Source organism: Mesorhizobium sp. WSM1343, from assembly GCF_055901535.1.
The window spans coordinates 4,239,776-4,262,286 of record NZ_CM148370.1 but is presented as its reverse complement, the minus strand read 5'-3'; the positions used below and the strand labels follow the sequence as shown (position 1 = coordinate 4,262,286).

At 63.3% G+C, this 22,511-nt stretch carries 14 protein-coding genes and 1 pseudogene; 9 read left to right on the top strand and 6 right to left on the bottom strand.

Annotated features, from left to right (window positions below; translation table 11 throughout):
• The first annotated feature begins 57 nt into the window (after nucleotides 1-57).
• Nucleotides 58-1,233 (top strand): hypothetical protein, encoded by a 1,176-nt coding sequence (locus tag AC0NIL_RS20820; protein WP_275953114.1) that lies wholly within the window; start codon nucleotides 58-60, stop codon nucleotides 1,231-1,233.
• A gap of 185 nt (nucleotides 1,234-1,418) precedes the next feature.
• The gene (gene gltX / locus AC0NIL_RS20815) at nucleotides 1,419-2,792 is read left to right on the top strand and encodes a glutamate--tRNA ligase (protein ID WP_063167908.1); all 1,374 of its coding nucleotides are present in this window, start codon (nucleotides 1,419-1,421) and stop codon (nucleotides 2,790-2,792) included.
• On the opposite strand, the gene AC0NIL_RS20810 is transcribed toward gltX, so the two are convergent.
• The 3 genes from AC0NIL_RS20810 to AC0NIL_RS20800 all read right to left on the bottom strand — a co-directional run bounded on the left by AC0NIL_RS20810 (nucleotide 2,710) and on the right by AC0NIL_RS20800 (nucleotide 7,295).
• Entirely contained in the window at nucleotides 2,710-3,924 is a 1,215-nt protein-coding gene (locus AC0NIL_RS20810) for a DUF2865 domain-containing protein (RefSeq protein ID WP_473573390.1), read from the bottom strand. The two genes, gltX and AC0NIL_RS20810, sit on opposite strands and share 83 nt — an antisense overlap.
• Before the next feature lie 89 nt (nucleotides 3,925-4,013).
• Nucleotides 4,014-6,338 (bottom strand): NADP-dependent malic enzyme, encoded by a 2,325-nt coding sequence (locus AC0NIL_RS20805; RefSeq protein WP_127371457.1) that lies wholly within the window; start codon nucleotides 6,336-6,338, stop codon nucleotides 4,014-4,016.
• A 177-nt stretch (nucleotides 6,339-6,515) separates the two neighbouring features.
• Nucleotides 6,516-7,295 carry an SDR family oxidoreductase gene (locus AC0NIL_RS20800; RefSeq protein ID WP_224672870.1) on the bottom strand — a complete coding sequence of 260 codons (780 nt, stop codon included), beginning with the start codon at nucleotides 7,293-7,295 and terminating at the stop codon, nucleotides 6,516-6,518.
• Nucleotides 7,296-7,414: 119 nt separating this feature from the next.
• Between AC0NIL_RS20800 and AC0NIL_RS20795 the strand changes: the two genes are divergently transcribed.
• Both AC0NIL_RS20795 and AC0NIL_RS20790 read left to right on the top strand, forming a co-directional pair.
• A complete protein-coding gene (locus tag AC0NIL_RS20795) occupies nucleotides 7,415-8,230 on the top strand; it encodes a UDP-2,3-diacylglucosamine diphosphatase (RefSeq protein ID WP_027161490.1) in 816 nt (271 codons plus the stop codon).
• Between the two features lie 123 nt (nucleotides 8,231-8,353).
• The gene (locus tag AC0NIL_RS20790) at nucleotides 8,354-9,568 is read left to right on the top strand and encodes an MFS transporter (protein WP_027161491.1); all 1,215 of its coding nucleotides are present in this window, start codon (nucleotides 8,354-8,356) and stop codon (nucleotides 9,566-9,568) included.
• Here AC0NIL_RS20790 and dgcA read toward each other — a convergent pair.
• Complete coding sequence (gene dgcA / locus AC0NIL_RS20785) at nucleotides 9,539-10,522, bottom strand: N-acetyl-D-Glu racemase DgcA (protein WP_027161492.1); 984 nt, start codon at nucleotides 10,520-10,522, stop codon at nucleotides 9,539-9,541. The two genes, AC0NIL_RS20790 and dgcA, sit on opposite strands and share 30 nt — an antisense overlap.
• Before the next feature lie 76 nt (nucleotides 10,523-10,598).
• Between dgcA and AC0NIL_RS20780 the strand changes: the two genes are divergently transcribed.
• From AC0NIL_RS20780 to AC0NIL_RS20765, 4 genes are all read left to right on the top strand, one after another.
• Nucleotides 10,599-11,786: an MlaE family ABC transporter permease gene (locus AC0NIL_RS20780; RefSeq protein WP_063167913.1), complete on the top strand. Its 1,188-nt coding sequence runs from the start codon at nucleotides 10,599-10,601 to the stop codon at nucleotides 11,784-11,786.
• A gap of 1 nt (nucleotide 11,787) precedes the next feature.
• Complete coding sequence (locus AC0NIL_RS20775) at nucleotides 11,788-12,609, top strand: ABC transporter ATP-binding protein (protein ID WP_013531884.1); 822 nt, start codon at nucleotides 11,788-11,790, stop codon at nucleotides 12,607-12,609.
• A gap of 14 nt (nucleotides 12,610-12,623) precedes the next feature.
• Nucleotides 12,624-13,997 carry an MlaD family protein gene (locus AC0NIL_RS20770; protein WP_024503545.1) on the top strand — a complete coding sequence of 458 codons (1,374 nt, stop codon included), beginning with the start codon at nucleotides 12,624-12,626 and terminating at the stop codon, nucleotides 13,995-13,997.
• Nucleotides 13,998-14,076: 79 nt separating this feature from the next.
• The gene (locus AC0NIL_RS20765; protein WP_407067818.1) at nucleotides 14,077-14,685 is read left to right on the top strand and encodes an ABC-type transport auxiliary lipoprotein family protein; all 609 of its coding nucleotides are present in this window, start codon (nucleotides 14,077-14,079) and stop codon (nucleotides 14,683-14,685) included.
• Between the two features lie 52 nt (nucleotides 14,686-14,737).
• Here AC0NIL_RS20765 and AC0NIL_RS20760 read toward each other — a convergent pair.
• Together AC0NIL_RS20760 and AC0NIL_RS20755 are read right to left on the bottom strand one after the other, a co-directional pair.
• A pseudogene (locus AC0NIL_RS20760) lies at nucleotides 14,738-15,351 on the bottom strand (3'-5' exonuclease).
• Between the two features lie 186 nt (nucleotides 15,352-15,537).
• Nucleotides 15,538-21,843, bottom strand: a complete 6,306-nt coding sequence (locus tag AC0NIL_RS20755; protein ID WP_473573385.1) for a coiled-coil domain-containing protein — start codon at nucleotides 21,841-21,843, stop codon at nucleotides 15,538-15,540.
• Between the two features lie 272 nt (nucleotides 21,844-22,115).
• Between AC0NIL_RS20755 and AC0NIL_RS20750 the strand changes: the two genes are divergently transcribed.
• Nucleotides 22,116-22,484: an Hpt domain-containing protein gene (locus tag AC0NIL_RS20750; RefSeq protein ID WP_023813039.1), complete on the top strand. Its 369-nt coding sequence runs from the start codon at nucleotides 22,116-22,118 to the stop codon at nucleotides 22,482-22,484.
• Nucleotides 22,485-22,511: the final 27 nt, after the last annotated feature.

Below are 22,511 nucleotides of genomic sequence, written 5' to 3'. Positions count from 1 at the left end.
GTTTCTACCATTGGTTGATATATATCCGATGGAGGCAACCCACGGACGTTCTTCACGATGCATCTTTCTGCGAATGCCGAGGAAAAGTTGGCTGCGCCGTCAGTGCTGGAATCTCAGCATGGCTCGGTTCGGCCGCTTGCTGCCGAAGATCTCGAGCGCGTCGCCGCACTCTTCCTGACGAAGTTTCGCCGGCGGCACCGTCACCTCCTCGATCGCGCTATCGCCGAAACGGCCGCGTATATGAGAGAGATTTATCTCGACCCTGCCGGCCACTCCGGTGAAAGCAACGCTCTTGTCCAGATCAACCGGCAGGGCCGCCTGGGTGGGTTCCTCGGCGTTTTGAAAGCCCGCTACGAGCTCAATGGTGCGCCATTGAATGCGGCGATCATCGGGCCGCTCATGGCCGACCCCGGCACCGATGACGGCTCGGCCGGACCGCAATTGCTGCGGGCATTGCATCAAGGCGAATTCGATCTGCAGCTGACCGATTCGGCCAACCGGACATCCTTGGCCTTCGCGCGCCCGATGAAGTATCAACTCCTGCCGGTGCATTGTCTGGGATGGACATATGTCTTCCGGCCGGCGGGAATGGCCGCCGCCGCACTGCACCGTAAATGGCCCGGCCTGCCTCACCTTGTACTCGACCCCTTTGCGCGAGCATTCGATGCTCTTGCGAAAAGAAGGTTCGAGCCCCCCGTCCAGCATTCATCGTCGCATCGCACCCACCGTGAGCCGATCAATGCCGTGCAATTTGCCGAGGAACTGCCGACCCTCCTGTCTGGTTACGCTCTTCGGCCGAGTTGGAAGGATGGGGAGTTGCCACGGCTGCTTGCGCTGGCGGCCGAGAAGCGGGCCGACGGCCCCCTTCATTTCGGTGGGATCTACGACGAAACGGGCAAAATGCTCGGTTGTTATGCCTTCTATGGTCAAGCCGGCGACATGGCGAACCTGTTGCAAATCCAGGCATTCGGATCGCATTGGGGCGCGACGCTGGATGCGCTTGTCGCCGCCGCATGGGAGATGGGCTGCGTGGGCATCACCGGGCAGACGCAGACCAGATTCATATCCCAACTCTTTGGCTACAAGAATGTCTTCTTCCGCTATGCCGGGGGAACGATGGTCCGCTCGCGGATCGCCGAGGTCACGGAAGCGGTCCGCTCCGGCGACATCTTTATCGGTGGATTGGTGGGCGACCGCTGGACCCGCCTCAGTTCCGATGATTTCGGCCGCTGATCGCCTTCAACCGGTGGTCGGCCCCAGCGGCTGGCAGCGCTCGGTTACAAAGGCCGCCTGCGGACTGGGTGCCTCCTGAGGCGTCCAACGCCCGGTCTTTTCATTCCAGCCGCCATGTTCTATGTCTGCCGGGCAGCGCGGGGGCGCGTCTTGTCAATCGTAAAAGCATCCGGTACGCCCCGCTCATGACAGTTACCGTTCGTTTCGCCCCGTCGCCGACCGGCCGCATCCATATCGGCAATGCGCGCACGGCTCTGTTCAACTGGCTGTTCGCCGTGAACAACAAGGGTCGCTTCATCCAGCGCTTCGACGACACCGACATTGCGCGCTCGAAGCAGGAGTTTTCCGACGCCATCCTCTACGACCTGCATTGGTTGGGCATTTTTCCCGACGCCACCGAGTACCAGTCGCGGCGCTTCGAAGTCTATGACGCGGCGGTCGAGAGGCTGAAGGCGGCAGGCGTTCTCTATGCCTGCTACGAAACGCCGGAGGAGCTGGATCTCAGGCGCAAGGTGCGCCGCACGCGCGGTCTGCCGCCGGTCTATGGCCGCGAGGCGTTGACCCTGACGCACGAACAGATCGCCGAATACCAGACCGATGGCCGCCGGCCGCACTGGCGTTTTCTCCTGCCCAATTTCTCAGGCGATCCACAACAGCCGGAACGCACTGAAATCCACTGGAACGACTTGGTGCGCGGTGAGGAAACCGTCGATCTGGCCTCGCTTTCCGATCCGGTCCTGGTGCGCGAGGACGGCACCTATCTCTATACGCTGCCTTCCGTGGTCGACGACATCGAGATGGGCGTCAGCCATGTCATCCGCGGCGACGACCATGTCACCAACACCGGCGTGCAGATCGCCCTGTTCCAGGCACTGGCTGCCACGCCGCCAGTGTTCGGCCACCACAATCTCCTGACCACCGCATCGGGCGAGGGCTTGTCGAAGCGCACCGGCGCGCTCTCCATCGAAAGCCTGCGCGAGGACGGCATCGAGCCGATGGCCGTCGCATCATTGGCCGTCCTGGTAGGCACTTCGGAGAATGTCGCGGCGATGCCGACGATGGGCGAACTCGCCGAACGCTTCGATCCGGCGGCGACATCGAAATCCGCGGCCAAGTTCGATCCGGACGAGCTGTTCGTGCTCAACCGGTCGCTGCTGCACCACATGCCGTTCGCCGAGGCACAAGACCGTCTCATCGTGCTCGGCGTCTCCGGCGAGCAGGCCGAACCGTTCTGGCTGGCGGTGCGCGGCAATCTCGACAGGCTGGCCGATGCGGTCAACTGGTGGCGCATCCTGCGCGAAGGACCGCAGGAGAAGCCGCAATTTTCCGATGACGACCGCGACTTTCTTCGACAGGCGTTCGACCTGCTGCCGGAGGAACCCTGGACCGCGACGATCTGGAAGGACTGGACGGGCAAGATCAGGGAAGCGACCGGCCGCAAGGGCAAGGCGTTGTTCATGCCACTCAGGACAGCCCTTACCGGACTGCCTTCGGGGCCGGAGCTTGCAGATCTATTGCCGCTGATGGGTCGGGAAGGAACGTTGGCCCGACGACCCTGACCTTGCGCTGTTCCGGCGGCAGCGCGGACACGGGCGACGTCACCGGCCTCGCGGAAAGCCGCTTGATCGCCTCGCGGTCGAGCCCACCTTCCAGATTGGCCAGCGTTTCGGGATCGGCGCCCGGATCAGGTTTTGCAACCGGGACTGGAATGAATGATGACGCGTCTGTCTCTGGCTGCGATTGCACCGGATTCGGCGGATTGCCGGCGATGATCTGGAAACCCTGCGCAGCGGCGTTGCAGCCGCAAGCCGGCGGCCGCGACACGCCGGGCTGCTTGTAGAGATAGGCGGTCGGCAATTCGCTGTAAGGCCGGCCGGTGACAGATGACGTCATCGACGCCGAATCGTCGTCCATGCCGCGCGAATAGAAAACCTGCATCTCGGTGCCGGGGCAGCTCGATTCGCAATTCTTCTGGTCGCGTTCGAAATCGCCTGCCGAGGCCGAGTTCGACATAGGGAAAAAGTAGCCGTCGCAGGTGCGCACACAGGACGTGTGGAATTCGCCACCGACGCTCGGAAAATCCGGTACGCCGGGCTGGTTGAGCACACGGCGGACATTGCGCTCCTCGCTGGGATCGTCGGGCTGGTTGGGTTCATCAAGCATATTGAGCTGCTTGCTGTTGCCGCCGAAGAGCTGATCGAACAGGTTTGCGCTGCCGCCGTCGCGGTTCGCTTCCTGCAAAGGCGCACGCCGAGGCGCAACGGTGTCGTCGCGGCAGCCATTGGCGTCGAGCGCCGCCAGGACGCGTCCGCGATCGCGGCGAGAGCCACCGCCAGCCAGCCGCTCGCGCTTGTTTTGCAAGGCGTCGAGATTGGCATTCATGCGGTCGATGGTGGCGTTGAGCCCGGCGCATTGATTGAGGTTGCGGCCAAACAGCGAAAAACCGCACCCGGCCTGGCTCGCCTGGCTGCGAGCCTTCGAAATCTGCTCATGCTGCCTGGCAATCGCGGAATCGTATTTCCGGACTAGCGCCGGACCGCCACCGCCGCCGCGCGAGGACGCGGCAAGATCGGCTTCCAACTGGCGGCAGACCCGCGAAGCAGCCTGTGGCTTGGCTACTCCCCAGGTTGCGGACAACAGCAGGCCAAGCAGCACGGCAGCATGCGCCTGCTTCCACCCTCCGGTTGCCATCCGCCCAAACTCCGCCTTCCAAATCCGACTGTTAGCCCCGCAAGGCTACCGTGTTCGCGGTTAACTGCAGTTTACCGCGAAATCCGTGTTCAGCCCAGATTGACGACCGCTTGTGCCTTGTGGGCGGCTTCGACCACGGCAAGCGCCGTCATGTTGACGACGCCGCGCGAGGTGACAGACGGCGTCAATATATGCGCCGGCATGTCGGTGCCGAGCAGGATCGGCCCGACATGCAGCGCATCCGTCATGGTTCTGAGCGCCGTCAGCGTGATGTTGGCCGAATCGAGGTTGGGGAACACCAGCAAATTGGCTTCGCCCTTCAGTCTCGAATGGGGATAGACGCGCTGGCGCAGGTGCTCCGACAGAGCAGTGTCCGCATGCATCTCGCCATCGCATTCAAGGTCAGGCGCGATGCGCGCCAGGATCGCCGCTGCTTGCCGCATCTTCAGGGCGCTGGGCGAATCGCGCGAGCCGAAATCGGAATGCGACAAGAGTGCTGCCTTCGGCTCGATGCCGAAGCGCTGGATTTCTTCCGCCGCCAGCACCGTCATCTCGGCGATTTCTTCCGCCGTCGGGTCGACGGAGACGTGGGTGTCGGTCAGAAAGATGATGCCGCGCTGCGAGATCAGCATTGAAAGCGTCGACAGGTCGTGGTCCTTGATGCCGGCGCGGGGGCCGATGATCAAGGTGACGTTGCGCAGATGCCGCTCGAACCGACCTTCGAGGCCGCAGACCATGGCGTCGGCATCGCCGCGTTTCAGCGCAAGTGCTGCGATCACCGTGTTGTCGGTGCGCACCATGGTGCGCGCGGCCTCCGTCGTCACGCCACGCCGGCCGGCGTGTTCGATCAAAAGGTCGACATAGTGGCGGTAGCGCGGATCGTCTTCCGGGTTGATGAGGCCGAAATCGACGCCGGGCTTGATGCGCAGGCCGTAGCGCTTCAGGCGCACTTCGATGACGTGCGGGCGGCCGATCAGGATCGGCTCGGCGATGCCTTCTTCGAGCACCACCTGGGCAGCGCGCAGCACGCGCTCATCCTCGCCGTCGGCATAGATGACGCGCTTGGCGCTCGATGCCTTGGCGGACGAGAACACCGGCTTCATCACCAGGCCGGAGCGGAAGACGAAGCGGTTCAGCTTGTCGATATAGGCGGCAAAGTCGGTGATCGGCCGCGTCGCGACGCCGGTGTCGCAGGCTGCCTTGGCGACCGCGGGCGCTATGCGCAGGATCAGGCGCGGATCGAAGGGCGAAGGGATCAGGAATTCAGGGCCGAAGATCGGCGTCTCGCCGGAATAGGCGCGGGCAGCGACGTCCGAAGGTTCCTCGCGTGCGAGCGCCGCGATTGCCCGCACTGCCGCCATCTTCATCTCCTCATTGATGGCGCTGGCGCCGCAGTCGAGCGCACCGCGAAAAATGTAAGGAAAACACAGTACGTTGTTGACCTGATTGGGAAAATCGGACCGGCCGGTGCAGATCATCGCATCCGGACGCGCTGCACGCGCTATTTCCGGCATGATCTCCGGATTGGGGTTGGCCAGCGCCAGGATCAGCGGCTTCGGCGCCATGTGCTGGAGCAGTTCCGGGTTCAGTACGCCTGCCGCCGACAGGCCGAGAAAGACGTCGGCGCCCGAAATGACGTCGGCCAGCGTGCGCGCCTCGGTGTCCTTCACATAGGGGTCTTTCCAACGATCCATCTCATCGGTGCGGCCCTTGTAGGCGACGCCGAAACGGTCGGTGACCCAGATGTTTTCGACCTTGGCGCCGAGCGAGACCAGCAGGTTGAGGCATGCAAGGGCGGCAGCCCCGGCGCCGGAGGTGACGATCTTGATGTCCGATATGGTCTTGCCGGCGAACTCCAGCCCGTTGAGCACGGCGGCAGCGACGATGATGGCGGTGCCGTGCTGGTCGTCGTGGAACACCGGTATGCCCATGCGGGCCTTCAGCTGTTCCTCGACCTCGAAGCATTCCGGCGCCTTGATGTCCTCGAGATTGATGCCGCCGAAGGTCGGCTCGAGGGCCGAGATCGTCTCGACCATGCGCTCGATAGCGGGCGCGTCGATCTCTATGTCGAAGACATCGATGCCGGCGAACTTCTTGAACAGGACGGCCTTGCCTTCCATGACCGGTTTGGAGGCCAGCGGGCCGATATTGCCGAGGCCGAGCACGGCCGATCCGTTTGTGACGACACCGACCAGATTGGCGCGTGCGGTGTAGTCGGCGGCGGTCGCCGGATCGTCGCGGATTTCCAGGCAGGGGGCGGCGACGCCGGGGGAATAGGCGAGCGCGAGGTCGCGCTGATTGCCGAGCGGCTTGGTCGCCTGTATCTCGAGCTTTCCCGGCCTTGGGTGCTTGTGGAAGTAGAGGGCGGCTTCGTCGAGGTCCGAACGTGCCGTCTTTTTGCTCTCGCCTTCCATGCGGCCGCTCCCTCGAAATCTGCCTGGAGATTCCCTTTTAGCATGCAGCCGTGGTTTTTCGCGACGCTAATTGACGCGCCGGCGGCAATACCCGGCGGCGCGTAGAAAGCCTTGAACAATCAAATACTTATAACGATTGTCTGACGGACGGCTCCGACCGTTTCACGGATAAGTTGATCAAAAGGCGCTGACGTAAAGACCACCATCGACCGGTATGTTCTGCCCGGTCAGATAGCCGGCGTGGACCGAGCACAGGAAGGCGCAGATCTGGCCGAATTCCTCCGGCGTGCCGAGCCGCTTGGCCGGAACATCGGCGCTGATGCGGGTCTTGCGCGCGGCTGCGGCCTGAGGGCTTTCGACTGTGCCGGCCTCATGCGGGCCGCGCAGCCGGTCGGTGTCGAGCTTGCCCGGCAGAAGGCTGTTGATGGTGACGTTGCGGTCGACAACCGTTCTGGCCACGCCGGCAAGGAACGAGGTCAGGCCGGCACGCGCGCCGGACGACAGGTCGAGGCCGGGAATGGGCACATAGACCGACAGCGAGGTGATGTTGACGATGCGACCGAAGCCGCGCGCCGCCATGCCGTCCAGCACGGCCTGCACGAGCTCGATCGGAGTCACCATGTTCTGGGTAACGCCTTCGAGGATCTTTTCGCGATCAAGCGTGCGGAAGTCGCGAAGCGGCGGTCCGCCATTGTTGTTGACCAGGATGTCCGGCTCGGGGCAAGCCACGAGCAGCGCCTTCTGGACCTCCGGCTTCGAGACGTCGCCGACGACTTCCGTCACCGTGACGCCATAGCGCTCGCGCAACTCAGCGGCGGTTTTCGCCACCAGCTCCGCATTGCGTCCGTTGACGACAATGTCGCAGCCGGCTTCCGCCAGCGCCATGGCGCAACCGCGCCCAAGTCCCTTGCTCGAAGCGCAGACGATGGCCTTCTTTCCGCGGATACCGAGATCCATGACGATTTCTCCTGTGATTTGGCCGGCAAGCTAGTCCTTCGGCTGGACCAATCGCAACCGTCATACGGTTGTTGCATGAATCGGGGCATAGCCTGCGTGAAAGCAAGGGTGAAATCGCGATGTCCGGCCAAGAGCCCCGCACTTTCCGCAGCATGTTCATTTCCGACGTCCATCTGGGCTCGAAGGCGGCCAAGGCCGAGTTCCTGATCGATTTCCTTCGATATCACGATGCCGATATCATCTATCTGGTGGGTGACATCGTTGATGGCTGGCGGCTGCGACGGAGCTGGCATTGGCCGCAAAGCCATAATGACGTCGTGCAGAAACTGCTGCGCAAGGCGCGCAAGGGCGCCACCATCACCTACATCGCCGGCAACCATGACGAGTTCGCCCGCCAGTTCCAGGGCGTGCATTTCGGCGGCATCGTCGTTGCCGATCGCGCCATTCACGAGACCGCCGACGGCAAGCGGCTGCTCGTCATCCATGGCGACCAGTTCGACACCGTGGTCCACAATGCGCGCTGGCTCGCCTATCTCGGTGACCACGCCTATGACGCGGCCATGCTGGTCAACCGCGTGGTGACGCGGCTGCGCCAACTGCTCGGCCTGCCTTATTGGTCGTTTTCGTCCTGGGCCAAGCACAACGTCAAGAAGGCGGTGAACTTCATCGGCTCGTTCCAGACCATGCTTGCCGACGAGGCGCGCCGTTCGCATGTCGATGGCGTCATCTGCGGCCACATCCATCATGCCGTCATCGAAAATTTTGGCGATGTCCAGTACATCAACACCGGCGACTGGGTGGAAAGTTGTACGGCTGTGGTCGAGCATTTTGACGGCCGCATGGAAATCCTGACCTGGGCGCAGGTGCTGCCCGAGGCGCCGGACGAGCCCTTTATCCCGCTGCTTATCGAGGACCGGGTAGGGCAGGCGGCCTAGTCCGAAGTCCTTTCGGCTTCGGAATCAATCAATTAGTCCAACCGGTTTCGTCCGGTTTTCGTCCATGTTAAGGGATCGATACGCGTTGCCCTCCGGCCGAATACAGCGCGATTGGATCGATTCATGTCCCTGCCGCAGCTCTCGCCCGAACAACTCGTCAAGCCGCGCCATTTCGAACTGCGCATGAGCCTGATCTTCGCGACGCTTTTCGTGCCGCTCGGAACGCACTTGCCGTATTTTCCGCTGTGGCTGCAGGCCAAGGGTTTTCATGCCGAGCAGATCGCGGTCATTCTGGCGGCGCCGATGTTCCTGCGCGTGGTGACGACGCCGCTGCTGACCGCGCTGGCCGACCGTGCCAGGGACCGCGCCGATGTCTATGTCGCGCTGATGGCTGCGTCGCTGCTTTTGTCGGCAGGTTATTTCCTGACACCCACCTATGCGATGGTGCTGGCGGTCTCGCTGGCGCTGACCATCGTCTGGACGCCGCATTCGCCGATCGCCGATTCGCTGGCTCTTTCGGGTGTCCGCCGCTTCGGTTCGAACTACACAAGCATGCGCAAATGGGGCTCGATTTCCTATTTGTTCGCCAATATCGCCGGCGGCTTCATTCTGTCGGTAACCGGTTCACAAGCCGTTCCGGTTATCATTCTGGTGGCGTTTGCCGCCGCCCTTGCCGCTGGCCTGCTGGCGCCGCGCCTTGGCCGTCCGCGGCGCGCCTCGCCGCTGTCGGCCACCGACATCCAGCATTCAGCGCCGAAGCTTCTCAACCCGTATTTCCTGTATTTCTCCATGGGCGTCGGCGTCATCACCGCCAGCCACGCATTCCTCTACGGTTTCGTCTCCATCTACTGGAAGTCGATCGGCCTCGGTGATTCGGTAGTCGGTCTCTTATGGGCTTGGGGCGTGGTGTCGGAAGTCTGCATGTTCATGATGTTCACCCGCTTTTTCGACCGGTTCTCCGTCGTGTCGGTCATGGTGATGGCCGGAATCGGCTCCATCGTGCGCTGGATCGCCTTTCCGCTGGTCTGGCCGCTCGGCCTCGGCATTCCCGGCTTCTTCGCTGTCCAGTCGCTGCACTCGGTCTCGGTGGCGCTGGGGCTGATCGGGCTGCAGAAGATGATCGGCGAAACGATCTCCGAGGAGCGGACAGGTGCCGCGCAAGGCATCGCCTATTTCTCCAACGGCTTCTTCATGGCGGTGGTGACGCTGGCGTCCGGCCCGCTCTACGACCGTCTCGGTGTCGACGGCTTCTTTGCCATGATCCCGATTGCGTTGATCGGACTGGCGCTGATCGGCCTTGCGGCGCGCTCAGCCCCAGAGCGCCGTATCGGGCGGTGACACCAGCGATCCCTGGTAGACAAGGCCCGGTACCCGGTCGCGGGCAAGCAGCAGCGGACCGTCGAGGTCGACGAAATCGGCATGCTGGGCAAGCAGCACCGCTGGCGCCATCGCCAATGAGGTGCCGACCATGCAGCCGACCATCACGCCGAAACCGAGTTCGCGGGCGCGATCGCGCAGCACCAGTGCCGCCGTCAGGCCGCCCGACTTGTCGAGCTTGATGTTGACGGCATCGTAAAGACCGACAAGCGCTTCGAGATTCTTAGCCTCGTGCACGCTTTCATCGGCGCAGATCGGCACCGGATGGGCGATATGGCGCAGGATCTCGTCATGACCGGCCGGCAGCGGCTGTTCGATCAGCGCGATGCTTTGTTCGGCGGCAAAGGCGAGGTTCGCAACGATGTTGTCGTCGCTCCAGCCCTCATTGGCGTCGAGGATGATGCGGCTGTCTGGCGCTGCCTGCCTGACCGCCCGGATGCGGGCAATGTCGTTGTCGCCGCCGATCTTGACCTTGAGCAGCGGCCGCGCCGCATTGGCGCGGGCCTGCGCCGCCATCGCCTCCGGCTCGCCCAGCGACAGCGTGTAGGCGGTTTCGAGCGCCTGCAAGGGAACAGCACCTATCGCAACCGCCACCGATGTTCCGCTGAGCTTCGCCTCCAGATCCCATAGGGCGCAGTCTATGGCGTTGCGGGCGGCTCCGGCCGGCATGGCATCGAGCAAGGCGCTGCGGCTGATGCCATCGGCGATCCGGCCGCGCATGGCGTCGATCGCCTCGCGCACGCCCTCAATCGTCTCGCCATAGCGCTTGTAGGGGACGCATTCGCCGCGGCCGAAATGGCCGCCGTCGCTGATCGTGCAGGAGATCACTTCGGCTTCGGTCTTGGAACCGCGCGAAATGGTGAAGGTTCCGGCGATGGGAAAACGCTCGGCCTCGACCGAAATGACACGCGCCATATTTTTCTGCTCCTGCTGTGCGACAAGCGTTGTCGGCAAATCGACAGGTCAGACCCGTCAGGCTAAACAGGACGCCATGTTGACCATCGGCAAGCGCGACGCAAGCGGCACGACCGCAGGGGAGGCTGACCACGAACCGCGCGTGGCGATCGGCGAGGAGGACGGCGTTCTTGGCTGCGCTTTCTCCGGAATCTGGACGACACGGACCGTTGCACTCGTCGACGCCGACATGCGCAAGATCGAAAAGCGAAGCGGCTTCAAAATCTTGGCGCTCGATGTTTCCAAGATCGAGAAGATGGACACTGCCGGCGCCTGGCTGATCGACCGGCTGGTCAGCGCTTTCGAAAAGAAGGGTGTCGAAATCCAGATGCAAGGCCAGAGCGAGATCGCTTCGATCCTGCTCGAAGCTGTCGGCGAGGCCGTGCGGCGCGAACCCGAATCCGGCCCGGTGCGACCGCCCAACATCGTCATTCGCGCGCTGGAGGCGGTTGGCCGCCGGGTCTACGAGATGCGCGACGATTTTCTGGCCTCGATGAACATCCTCGGCGCCACCATCCGTGGCGCGCAGATGAAGCTCGGCCGTGGCCATGCCGTCAACCCGGCGGCGATTTTCAACCAGATCGACCGTATGGGCGTCGGCGCCATTCCGGTGGTGGTGCTGATGTCGGCGATCGTCGGCGCCATCGTTGCCCAGCAGGGCGCCTATCAGCTCAGCTATTTCGGCGCCGATATCTTCGTCGTCGACCTCGTCGGCGTGCTGATCCTGCGCGAACTGGGCGTGCTGATGACGGCGATCATGATCGCCGGCCGCTCCGGCAGCGCGATCACCGCCGAGATCGGCTCGATGAAGATGCGCGAGGAGGTCGACGCGCTGAAGGTCATCGGACTTAACCCGATCGGCGTCCTGGTCTTTCCGCGCCTCGTGGCGCTGGTCATCGCCTTGCCGTGCCTGACCATCATCGCCAATTTCGCCGCACTCGGCGGCGGCATCCTGGCTGCCTGGCTCTATTCCGACATTCCACCCGCCGCCTTCATCGACCGGCTGCGTGTCGCCATCGATCTCAGCACCATCTTTGCCGGCCTGATCAAGGCGCCGTTCATGGCCATGATCATCGGCACGATTGCCTCGGTCGAAGGCATGAAGGTCGGCGGCAGCGCCGAATCGCTCGGCCAGCACGTCACCGCCTCTGTGGTGAAGTCGATCTTCGTCGTCATCATCCTCGACGGGCTTTTTGCCATGTTCTACGCAGCGATCGAGTTCTGAGATGAAGCTGCGAAACAGGAAAAGGGCGGGTGCATTGGCGGATGACGCGGGCGAGGGCGATATCGTGCTTTCCGCGCACGACATCAGCGTTTCCTTTGCCGACAAGCTTATCCTCGACAGACTGTCGCTCGACATAAGGCGCGGCGAAATCCTTGGATTTGTCGGCGCCTCGGGTGCTGGCAAATCCGTTCTGCTGCGCACCATTCTCGGCCTGACACGCAAGCAGTCGGGCACCATCAAGCTGTTCGGCGTCGATATCGAGAAAGCTGATGATGCCGAGCGTCTGCGCATCGACATGCGGCTTGGCGTGCTGTTCCAGCACGGCGCCCTGTTCTCGGCGCTGACGGTGCTGGAAAACGTCCAGGTGCCGATGCGCGAATATCTCGACCTGCCGCGAAAGCTGATGGACGAACTGGCGATGCTCAAGATCGAGCTGGTCGGGCTGCCGCCCGACGCGGCGCAAAAATTCCCATCCGAACTGTCCGGCGGCATGATCAAGCGCGCCGCGCTGGCGCGGGCGCTGGCGCTCGATCCCGACATCGTTTTCCTCGACGAGCCGACATCGGGTCTCGATCCGATCAGCGCGGCGGAGTTCGACGAGCTGGTGGTCAAGCTGCGCGATACGATGGATCTGACCGTCTACATGGTCACGCATGATCTCGACACGCTGTTCACCGCTTGCGACCGGGTGGCCGTGCTCGGCAAGAAGAAAGTGCTGGTCGAGGGCACCATCGACGACATGCTGAAGAGCGAGGAACCGTGGGTAAAATCCTATTTCCGCGGAAAACGCGCCCGGCAACTTGATCTTGCGGCGCGCGCATAGCCATAAGTGGGACAATGGAAACCAGAGCCAACTACGTCATTGTCGGCATCTTCACGCTGGCCGCGATCCTGGCGGCGTTTGCCTTCGTCTACTGGACGGCGGCGATCGGCGACAAGGGCGAGACGACGTTGCTGCGCGTGCGCATTCCGGGCTCGGCCTCCGGGCTCGGCCGCGGAAGTTTCGTGCTGTTCAACGGCGTCAAGGTCGGCGACGTCAAGCGCGTCTATATTGATGTCGACAATCCGACGGTTGCCATCGCCGATACCGAGATCGACCGCATGACGCCGATCACCAAATCGACGCAAGCCGATATCGGGCTTGCCGGCCTGACCGGGCAGGCCAACATCGAGCTCAAGGGCGCCGATCCCAAGGAGGTAAAGCTCCTCGACCAAGCGGAAAAGGAAGGCAAGGTCGCCGAGATCGTCGCCAACCCGTCGGCGGTGACCAACCTCTTGCAGACGGCGCAGAATATCTTCACCCGCGCCGACAAGGTGCTGACCGAGCTCGAAGGCTTCACTAAGGACGTTCGCGGGCCGCTGACGCAGACCGTCCAGAACGTCCAGACCTTCTCCGATGCGCTGGCCAAGAATTCGGACGGCATCGACAAGTTCCTGTCCGCGGCCAGCACGCTGGCCGATGAGCTGAAAGGCGTTTCCGGCAAACTCGACGGCACGCTGAAGGCGGCCGAAGGCCTTCTCAACGCGGTCGACAAGGACAAGATCAAGAGCATCGTCGCCAATGTCGACGCAGTAACCGGTAACCTCAAGCAGACGTCGAAGCAGCTCGACGGCGTGATCAAGAACGTCGATACAGCCGTGGGGTCGGTCAACGACTTCGCCAAACGGACGCAAGGCACGCTGGCCAAGGTCGACAACGTGCTCGACGGTATCGATCCCGCACAAGTGCGCTCGGCGCTCGCCAACATCCAAAAGGCCAGCGAGAGCGCCGACAAGGCCGCCGCCGACATCGCGGAGGTGACCCACAAGTTCGCCAACCGGGCCGACGACATCGACCAGACGATCAAGGATGCAAAGCAGCTCGCGCAACGGCTCAACGATGCCTCGGTGCGGGTCGATGGCATTCTAGCCAAGGTCGATACCTTGCTCGGGTCGGGGCAGGCCGACGGCGTGATGGCGGATGCGAGGGCGACGCTGAAGTCGTTCAAGCAGGTTGCCGACACGCTGAATGCCCGCCTTGGCGTCATCACCGACAATCTGGCGCGATTCTCGGGCCAGGGGCTTTCGAACGTCGAAGCGCTGGTGCAGGACAGCCGCCGTTCGATCAGCCGCATCGAGGAGGCGGTAACCGATCTCAGCCGCAATCCGCAGCGCATCCTGTCGGGTGGCGACGGCGAGGTTCGGCAATTCGATGGCAGGGCGCGGCGTTGACTTCGGCGTCGGCGCGCCCCAGAAACATGAGCCGCGAAAGCGGGTCGATCTTACGATCCGGGGACAACGGGGATCGCGCGTGAAGTCTGTGTGGGTGAAAACGGGCGGGTTGACATCGGCTGCGGCACTGCTTGCCTTGACGCTGGCAGGCTGTGCGGCGTTGGGCGGCAAGCCCGCGCCGCTCGATACGTTCGAGCTGTCGGCGCCGTCGGTCGACGCGCATGGCCACAGCCGCCGCCAGATCCTGATCGCGCAGCCGTCGGCGCTCAAGGCGCTGGACAGCCAGAACATCGTCATCAAGCCGTCGGATCGTTCGATCCAGTATCTCAAGGGGGCGCAATGGGCCGACCGGCTGCCGCTGATCGTGCAGGCGCGGCTGGCCGAGACCTTCCAGCGCTCGGGCAGCTTTGCCGGCGTCGGCAAGCCGGGCGAGGGCCTGGCGATCGACTATCAGGTGATCGTCGAGATCCGCTCATTCGAGGTTCGGGTCGACGGCGGCGAACATGCCGAGGTCGATCTGTTCGTGCGGATCCTGAACGATCGCAACGGCGAGGTCCGTGCTTCCAAGAGCTTCACCGCAGCCGCACCCGTCTCGGGCAGCGGCAATCCTGCTTATGTCAGCGCACTCGACAAGGCGTTCGGCGACGCCGCCGGGCAGATTGTGCGCTGGACGGATTCGGTGATCTGAGCGCGACGCGCGCCGGAATCCCACCAGGCTTCATCCCACCAGGCTTCTCTACCTACAAGTGGTCGAAGATCTCCGGCCGGAGCTTTCCGGTCTTCATCAGGTGCTGCAGGGTGTAGGTCACGGACAGCGCGTCATCGAGCGCATCGTGCCCTGCAATGGCGGGTGCTTGACGCCGTAGTAATCCGCAAGCTTGTTGCTCGGCGTTCTCGCCAGATCCTCGATCGGCATTCCGGCTGCGATCAGCAGCTTGACGGCGTTGTCAAACCGGGTGGCCGGGATCGAAGGCTGAATGCCCCCGACATAGCAGCTGATGGCGATCATGTTCAATTCGTCCTTGCCCCAGGACCAGAATCGCGCCCCTTCGGAAAAACGATCGATGTCGGCGAGGGCATCCCCTAGTGCCACCCCTTTTGTCTCCAAATCTTCCTCGGTGATGCCGGTCAGTTTGGTGAAGAATGGGTCCAGGGCGTAGCTCTGACCAAACCGGTCGACCGGTCTGATATAGGCCTTGTGTGTTCCGAGCAGGGGGAAGTCGCCTTCAAGTCCAAGCCTGACGGCGCCGATCTGTGCGATCACCGGGTCGGGATCGTGGGCCGCGCACCAGAATCTGCGTTGCGAGCCCTCCAGGCAAAGAAACTCGCAGTCGAAAATGATTGCCGTCTTCACGATCACACCCTGCGAGCGTTAGGGCAGCGGTACTGTGGATGAATTATAGCGCCGTCGGGAGATCGACTTAGGGCGGATTCCGAAGGCATCGATAGTCTCGCAAGACCTGTTGCGGGCAGGTTCAACGCGTGCCGGACGTTAGAGCAGGCACAGGCGGGACCATAGCCCGCCTGTTCAATTCCTGTCTTAGTGCAGGCGGCCGCTCGCATGCGCCAGCATGGTGTAGACCTTGCCGGTGTCCGACGTCAGGTAGGTCTGCGCCATGATGTTGTCGCGGTCGTTGCGCGAGACATCCTTGAGCAGCTTCTCGAAATCGTCGCAGTAGCGGTCGACGGCGGCGCGGAACTCGGCCTCGGCCTGATACTTGCGACGGATCTCGTCGAACGTCTGCTGACCCTTCAGCGTGTAGAGCCGCCTTGTGAACACGTCACGCTCGCCGCGCCGGTAGCGGTTCCACAGCTCGATCGAAGCATCGTGGTCGATGGCCCGCGCGATATCGACGGAGAGCGAGTTCAGCGATTCGACGACATGCAGGGGCGAGCGCTGGGCAGGCGTAGCGCGGGGCGCTTCCGCAGTCGCTGGGGGAGCTGCCGACCTGAGGTCCTCATCGTTCGATGCCGCGGTCAGCAGATCGCGCACCCAGCCACCCTGCGGCGTGCGGGCGTTGGCATCGCCGCGCGGACGCGGTGCCGCCTCGGTCGGACGGTCAAGGTCGACCGTGCCGCGCAATGCAGGGCCGCCCAAGGGCGCCTGAGGCGTGCGCAGGTCCGGCTGCGGTGCCGGTGCTCGGCGCGGCGGCTCGGCAGCGCGTGCGGCCGGCGCTTGCGGCGCCGGACGCAGGTTGCGTGGTTCGGACCCTTCACCGCCGCGGCCGGACTTGGCCACGATGTCCGAAAGCTCCTTCAGGGCGTTGATCTGCTCGGAAACGGCGCGGCGGATGGCCGAAGTCGATTCCTTGGCCTCTTCCGGCATTTCGATGACGCCCTTCTTGAGCTCGGCGCGGGTCAGGTCGAGCTCGCTCTTGATCGAACCCGCGGTGCGCCGCATCTCCTCGGTCGCATCGGCAAAGCGCTTGGTTGCCGAGTCGACGACGTCGGTGATGGCGTTGCGGATCTTGTCGGCCGACTCCATCGTCTTGCCTTCGGCGTTCTGCAGCGTCTGGCCGACGAGATTTTCGAACGAGCGCATGACCCTTTCGAGATCTTCCGACTTCTTGACCAGGCCGACGGCGAGGTCTTCGAGCGACGACTGCCGTTCGAGCGTGTGCTCGAGGTTGCTCTGGGCCGAGCTCAACAGGTCCGAAGCACTGGAGAGCAGGCGGCTGTGCTCGTCGAACTTGGTGGCAATCGACGCGACCTCGCGCAAGGTGGACGACGACAGTTCCGTCAGCCTTGTCGTGTTCGAATCGACCAGACGTGCCGAGCTGGCAAAGGTCTGCGCGGCCTTCTCGGTGGTGGCGGCGAAGCTTTGCGTGCTGCCGCTCAGGCGTTCATCGACCTGGCCGAGATTGACCGCGGCCTGCTCGATCAGCTGACCGAGCTGCGAACTGGACTTGGTCATCCGGCCGATGAGGTCGGCGACGCTGTCGGACAGCGACGAGCGGGCACCCTCGACCGCCGACAAGGTTTCGGCGGTGCGGTTGGCGAGCGCGTCGACAAGTGCGGCATTCTCGCTGCGCAGCTTCTCGGTGGCGCGTTCTGTGACCTCTTCCATGCTCTTTTGCAGTTCCGAGCCGCCCTGGGCGAAGCGCTCGACCAAAGGCCGTGCGGTTTCGTCGAGGATCTTCGACATTTCGGCCGAACGCGCCGCGAGCATGGTGTTGAGTTCGCGGGTGTTGGCGCCGATCGTCTTGGCGGCATCGTTGGTGCTCTGGCCGATATGCTGGCCAACCGCGGTGAAGGTCTCGGCGATCACATTGGCGCGCGAGACGAGTTGCGCCTCGGCGTTCGACACCTGCTCGTTGAGCTTCTGGCCCATCGTCTCGGCCGTAAAGGCGAGGCGGTTCTCGACGCCCGAGATCTGCTCTTCGACACGGGCTGCCGCGGCCGCCGCGCTCGAGGCGAGACGCTCGTCGGCGCCGGCAAGCGCCTGCTCGATTTCGCGGGCATGCACGGCCATTTCCTGGCCGGTCCGCCTTGCGCGTTCGGCAACCCGTTGCTCGGTATCGGCAAAGGCGCCGACGATCGTCTCGGCATGCTCGCCGATCGTGGTGGTGCTGCTGGCGATGCGCGACACCAGCCGCTGATCCGCGTCGTCGAAGATACGGCCGATTTCCGAGGCGCGGCTCGACAGCGCTTCCGAACCCTCGGCGATGCGCGAGACGAGCTGCTGGTCGGCGGCATCGAAGATGCGGCCAAGGTCCGATGCGCGTGCGGCAAGCGCTTCGGCCGATTCGCCGATCCGCATGCCGAGCCGCTGGTCGGCGCCTTCGAAGTTGCGCAGGATGTCGCCGGCGCGCGCGGCCAGCGACTGGGCCGTTTCGATGGCGCGGGCGACCAGCTTCTGGTCGGCGGCATCGAACGTGCCTGCAATTTCGCTTGCACGAGCTGCCAGATGGTCGGCGGTGTCCTGAGCCCGGGCGGTCAGCTGATCTGCGGTTTCCTGGGCGCGGGCGGCAAGCTTCTGGTCTGCCGCTTCGAAGGTGCCGGCGATCTGATTTGCGCGAGCGGCCAGCTGATCGGCGGTTTCATGGGCACGGGCCAGCAGCGAGCTGGACGTGTCGTCCGCGCGGGCAAGCAAGGCGTTCGACGTATCTTCTGCACGGGCGTGCAGGCGACGGTCGGCCTCCTCGAAGGTGCGGGCGATGTCTTCGGCCCGCGCCAGCAGGGCGGCGGAGGTCTGCTCGGCGCGCTCGGCGATCTTCCGGTCGGCGTCGCTGAACGCGGCACCGGCCTGCTCGTGCAGGGTGCTGGTGACTTCCAGCACCTTTTCGCGCAGGGCGCCGGCGACAAACACGGCGCTCTTCTCGAGCACGGCGCGGACGTTGTCGACGCCTGTCGAGAGCGCACGTTCCATGGTGCCGGCGCGCTCCTCGATGATGCCGGTCTGGCGACTGAACGCCTGCTCGATCTTCTCGACATCGGCAGCGATCGCGTCGGAAATGCCGGTGCTTCTGGCAGCGATCTGGTCGATATGGCCCGACAGCGAGCGGTCAACGTCCTTGCGGGTCTCGGCGAGCTTGCCGAGATCGTCTTCCAGCGCGCGGGTCAACATATTGCGGCCTTCGGACAGCTTGCCGACATGTCCGGCGATGACGTCGTCGATGTCGCTGCGGCTTTCGGTCAGCTTCTGCAGGTCGGCTTCGAGGGCGCGTTTGAGAATGTCGCGGCCCTCGGCCAGCTTCTCGACCTGGCCGGCAACCAGACCGTCGATGCTGGAGCGGCTTTCGGCCAGCTTGGCGAGATCGGCTTCCAGCGCGCGCTTGAGAACATCGCGACCTTCGGCGAGTTTCTCGACCTGGCCGGCGACCAGACCGTCGATGCTTGAGCGGCTCTCGGCCAGTTTGGCAAGATCGTCCTCGAGCGCCTTGGACAGGGTCGAGCGCTCCTGGACAAGCCTTTCCGCGTGGCTGTTAACGAGGCCACCGACGTTTTCGAGGTCGGCTTCAAGCGCTTTCGACAGCGTCGAACGATCCTGGACGAGCCTTTCGGAATGGCTGTTGACCAAGCCATTGACGCTTTCGAGGTCAGCCTCGAGTGCCCGGGCGAACTGTGCCCGGTCATCGACCAGTTTCTGCGACTGGTCGGCAATGGTCCCCTTGATCGCGTTGAGGTCGGATTCCAGAGCGCGCCGCAGAATATCTCGGCCCTCGGACAACTTCTCGACCTGACCCGCAACCAGCCCGTCGATGCTGGAGCGGCTGTCGGCCAGCTTGGCGAGGTCGTCCTCAAGGGCCCTGGACAGGGCGGAGCGGTCTTGGACAAGCTTGTTCATGTGATCGGCGATGACGCTGTTCACATTCTGCAGGTCGGCTTCCAGGACCCGGGAAAGCTGACCGCGATCCTCGGCCAGCTTTTCCGACTGGCTTGAGATAACGCCCTTGATCGTGTTCAGGTCGGATTCCAGCGCGCGCTTGAGAATGTCGCGGCCTTCCGCCAGCTTCTCGACCTGACCGGCGACCAGACCGTCGATGCTCGAACGGCTTTCGGCCAGCTTGGCAAGGTCGGCTTCAAGGGTCTGCGACAGCAGGCTGCGGTCCTCGGCCAACCGTCCCGAATGGCTTTCGATCAGGCCGCGTATGCCGGACAGATCATTGTCGAGCGAATGGGAAAGCTGCGTGCGGTCTTCCGCCAGTTTGGCGGAATGGGTTTCGATGAGGCTCTTGATGCCGACGATGTCGTTTTCCAACGCCTTGGCGAGCACGGCGCGGCCTTCGGCGATTTTTTCCACCTGACCGGCGACCAGACCGTCGATGTCGGCGCGGCTGTCGGACAGTTTTCCGAGATCGGCTTCCAAAGCGCGCGACAGAATGTTGCGGCCCTCGGCGAGTTTTCCGACATGTCCGGCGACCATTTCATCAATGATCGTACGAGCTTGCACCAGCTTCCCGGAGTCTTCATTCAAGGCAATAGAGAGCCTGTTGCGACCTTCTTCCAGCCTTTCGAGATGGCTGCCGAGCGATGCATCGATGGCCGCCCGCGATTCATTGACCTTGCGCAGATCCTCTTCGAGAGCGCGCGAGATCAGGCTACGGCCTTCGGCCAGCTTCTGCACCTGGTTGGTTACTGCCGCATCGATGCCGGCGCGGCCCTCGGCGAACTTCGCCAGGTCGGCCTCCATGGCCGCGGCCATGCGCTCGCGGCTTTCGGACAGTTTCCTGCTGTGGTTCTCAACAGCTTCCTCGATGCCGACGCGGGCGTCGGCGAGCCGCTGGATGTCACTGTCGAACGAACGCGACACGACGTGACGGGCGGCTTCCATGCGTCCGGCGAAGTCGCTGGCGCGGGCTTCGAGCATAGAGGAGGTCGAAGTGACGATGTCGGCCATGTCGGCGCCGATCTGGGTCTTGCCCTGATCGATCATCGCCGACAGCGTGTCCTTGCTCTCGGCGAAGGTGTGCGCGATTTCGCGGGCGCGCTCGACCAGCGTTTCATTGATCTGGCGGGCGCGGGCCTCGAGTGCCGCATTGAGCTTCTGCGTTCCGGTGTCGAGCGCCTCGGCGCGGGTCTGGAACTCGCTGATCAGCGCCTGGCCGCGTTCGGCGAGCGTCCGCTCGATGCCGTTGAGGCTGGCCTCGAATTCGGAATTGAGGGTGCGCGCGGCGCCGCCAAGCAGCGACACCATGCCGGTGGTGCGATCGTCGAGCAGATCGGTCAACGACCGCGTCAGTCCGTCCGTGGTGTCCGTCAGCTTGGCAATGCGGGTGTCGAGAAGGCTGGCGAAGGCCTCGCCCGAGGTCGACAGACGGTCGGTGATCGAATCGAGCCGGCCTTCGACGGAATCGAAGATCGACATCGAGCTTTCGTTGATGCGGTCGATCAGCGTGTCGCCGGAATTGGTGATCGTCATCGACAATTTGGTCGATGCATTGAGGATCGAGTCGCGAATGATGTCGGAAGCCGCGCCGATCTCGTCCTTCAGCGTCTCATGCGCGCCGGTAATCGAGGCGCGGACGCGCTCGGCATGGGTGACGACGGCTTCGCGCTCGCTGCCGAGGCCGTCGACCAGCGAACGGATGCGGGATTCATTCTCGGAATAGGAGCGTTCGATCTGGTTGACTTCGCTGTGGACAAGCGTTTCCAGTTCGACGGCGCGGGCAAGCGTGCGTTCGATGCCTTCGCCCATCGCCGCGACCTCGCGACGAACGGCCTGGCCGATCATCATGACGCGATCCTGGGCAAGGTTTTCCGGCTCGGTCAGGCGGAAGGCCACTTCGGTCATCGACTGTGCGGCGATGCGCATTTCCTGGGCGCGGCGAATCATGGCGGCGAAGGCCCAGAACAGGATGACAGGCACGATGGCCGCGACGGCGAGGCCGATCAGTTCCGGACGGGCGAGGAACTGGTCGAGCGTGCGGATTCTCCAAATGCTCGGTCCGAAAAGCAGATTGGCCAAACCACCGGCACCGGCGAACCAGGCGAGCGAAACGAAGGCGACGACCCAGTAAATGGTGTTCGAGGCACGCCTGTTGAGGCTGTGCAGGAGCGTCTTGTAATCCTTCTGGCGATCGTCATTGGCCGGCGCGAAACCTGCGGGCTGGGCGCCATTGCGCGGTTCCACGGGGCGCAATTCGGCAGGTTTGGCCTTGGGCGCGGGTTTCGCGGCCTGGTTTTGGTTGACCACCGGCTCCGGGTTCTGTTCCGGCTTATGATTGCGTCCCTCGCGCGCCAGCTCGTCGGCCGCCTGGGATATCTGCGCTTCAAGATCCTCCATCGAAGCCGCGATATCGAGGTCGCCGCTGCCGATCTCATTGCTGAGGTCGAGATCGAGTGCCTTTTCCAGTTCCCTGGCCACTTCGCTGTCGAGAGTTCTCGTCGTCGGTTTCTTTGCCATGCCTTCGCTACCCTGTACTAGCTGCCGCGGGCTTATAATTCTGTTTGTCTTGCCCCGCGCAGGAGGCTGAAAATGGACCCCTCGTATCGTAATGACACAGGGGGGTAAAGAAAACATGCATTCCGCGGGATACGTAAAACTTTAAATATAAGGTTAACGGAACTGTGATTTGGACGCCGCTTTGGCAACATTTTTCCGGGCCATTCATTAACCCGTTGTCCATTGGATTCGCCTAGGTTTTTGGGCGAGTCGAAGAAACGGAGTTCGAGTTCATGCGTGGCGAAAGCGGCATCGCCTTCTCAATGCCCGGGGGAGATGTATCCGGACCAAGACGGTCACGGCCGGTCGATTTGGCACACCTTGCCCGCCAGACGATGGGTGACCGCAGCCTTGAGCAAGAGGTTCTGGCGCTATTTGTACAGCAGGCGCTGTCCGTGCGCGACAGAATAGTCGACGCCGATATCAAGGACCGGCTTCTGCTCGCCCATGGATTAAAGGGTTCGGCACGGGGCGTGGGCGCCTTTGCCATCGCCGATTGCGCCACCGAGATCGAGCACCGGCCGGAAGACGGCCAGACGCTCAAGCGGCTTGGTACGCTGATCGACGAAGTGCGCGATTTCATCGCCGCCATCAACCGCTGAATCCGCGCCGAATCCGATTTGCGGAAA

What these genes read in the sequence shown, in the direction of transcription:
- AC0NIL_RS20820 (WP_275953114.1), top strand. Translation starts at nt 58, where the DNA reads ATGCATCTTTCTGCGAATGCCGAGGAAAAGTTGGCTGCGCCGTCAGTG.
- gltX (WP_063167908.1), top strand. Translation starts at nt 1,419, where the DNA reads ATGACAGTTACCGTTCGTTTCGCCCCGTCGCCGACCGGCCGCATCCAT.
- AC0NIL_RS20810 (WP_473573390.1), bottom strand. Translation starts at nt 3,924, where the DNA reads ATGGCAACCGGAGGGTGGAAGCAGGCGCATGCTGCCGTGCTGCTTGGC.
- AC0NIL_RS20805 (WP_127371457.1), bottom strand. Translation starts at nt 6,338, where the DNA reads ATGGAAGGCGAGAGCAAAAAGACGGCACGTTCGGACCTCGACGAAGCC.
- AC0NIL_RS20800 (WP_224672870.1), bottom strand. Translation starts at nt 7,295, where the DNA reads ATGGATCTCGGTATCCGCGGAAAGAAGGCCATCGTCTGCGCTTCGAGC.
- AC0NIL_RS20795 (WP_027161490.1), top strand. Translation starts at nt 7,415, where the DNA reads ATGTCCGGCCAAGAGCCCCGCACTTTCCGCAGCATGTTCATTTCCGAC.
- AC0NIL_RS20790 (WP_027161491.1), top strand. Translation starts at nt 8,354, where the DNA reads ATGTCCCTGCCGCAGCTCTCGCCCGAACAACTCGTCAAGCCGCGCCAT.
- dgcA (WP_027161492.1), bottom strand. Translation starts at nt 10,522, where the DNA reads ATGGCGCGTGTCATTTCGGTCGAGGCCGAGCGTTTTCCCATCGCCGGA.
- AC0NIL_RS20780 (WP_063167913.1), top strand. Translation starts at nt 10,599, where the DNA reads ATGTTGACCATCGGCAAGCGCGACGCAAGCGGCACGACCGCAGGGGAG.
- AC0NIL_RS20775 (WP_013531884.1), top strand. Translation starts at nt 11,788, where the DNA reads ATGAAGCTGCGAAACAGGAAAAGGGCGGGTGCATTGGCGGATGACGCG.
- AC0NIL_RS20770 (WP_024503545.1), top strand. Translation starts at nt 12,624, where the DNA reads ATGGAAACCAGAGCCAACTACGTCATTGTCGGCATCTTCACGCTGGCC.
- AC0NIL_RS20755 (WP_473573385.1), bottom strand. Translation starts at nt 21,843, where the DNA reads ATGGCAAAGAAACCGACGACGAGAACTCTCGACAGCGAAGTGGCCAGG.
- AC0NIL_RS20750 (WP_023813039.1), top strand. Translation starts at nt 22,116, where the DNA reads ATGCGTGGCGAAAGCGGCATCGCCTTCTCAATGCCCGGGGGAGATGTA.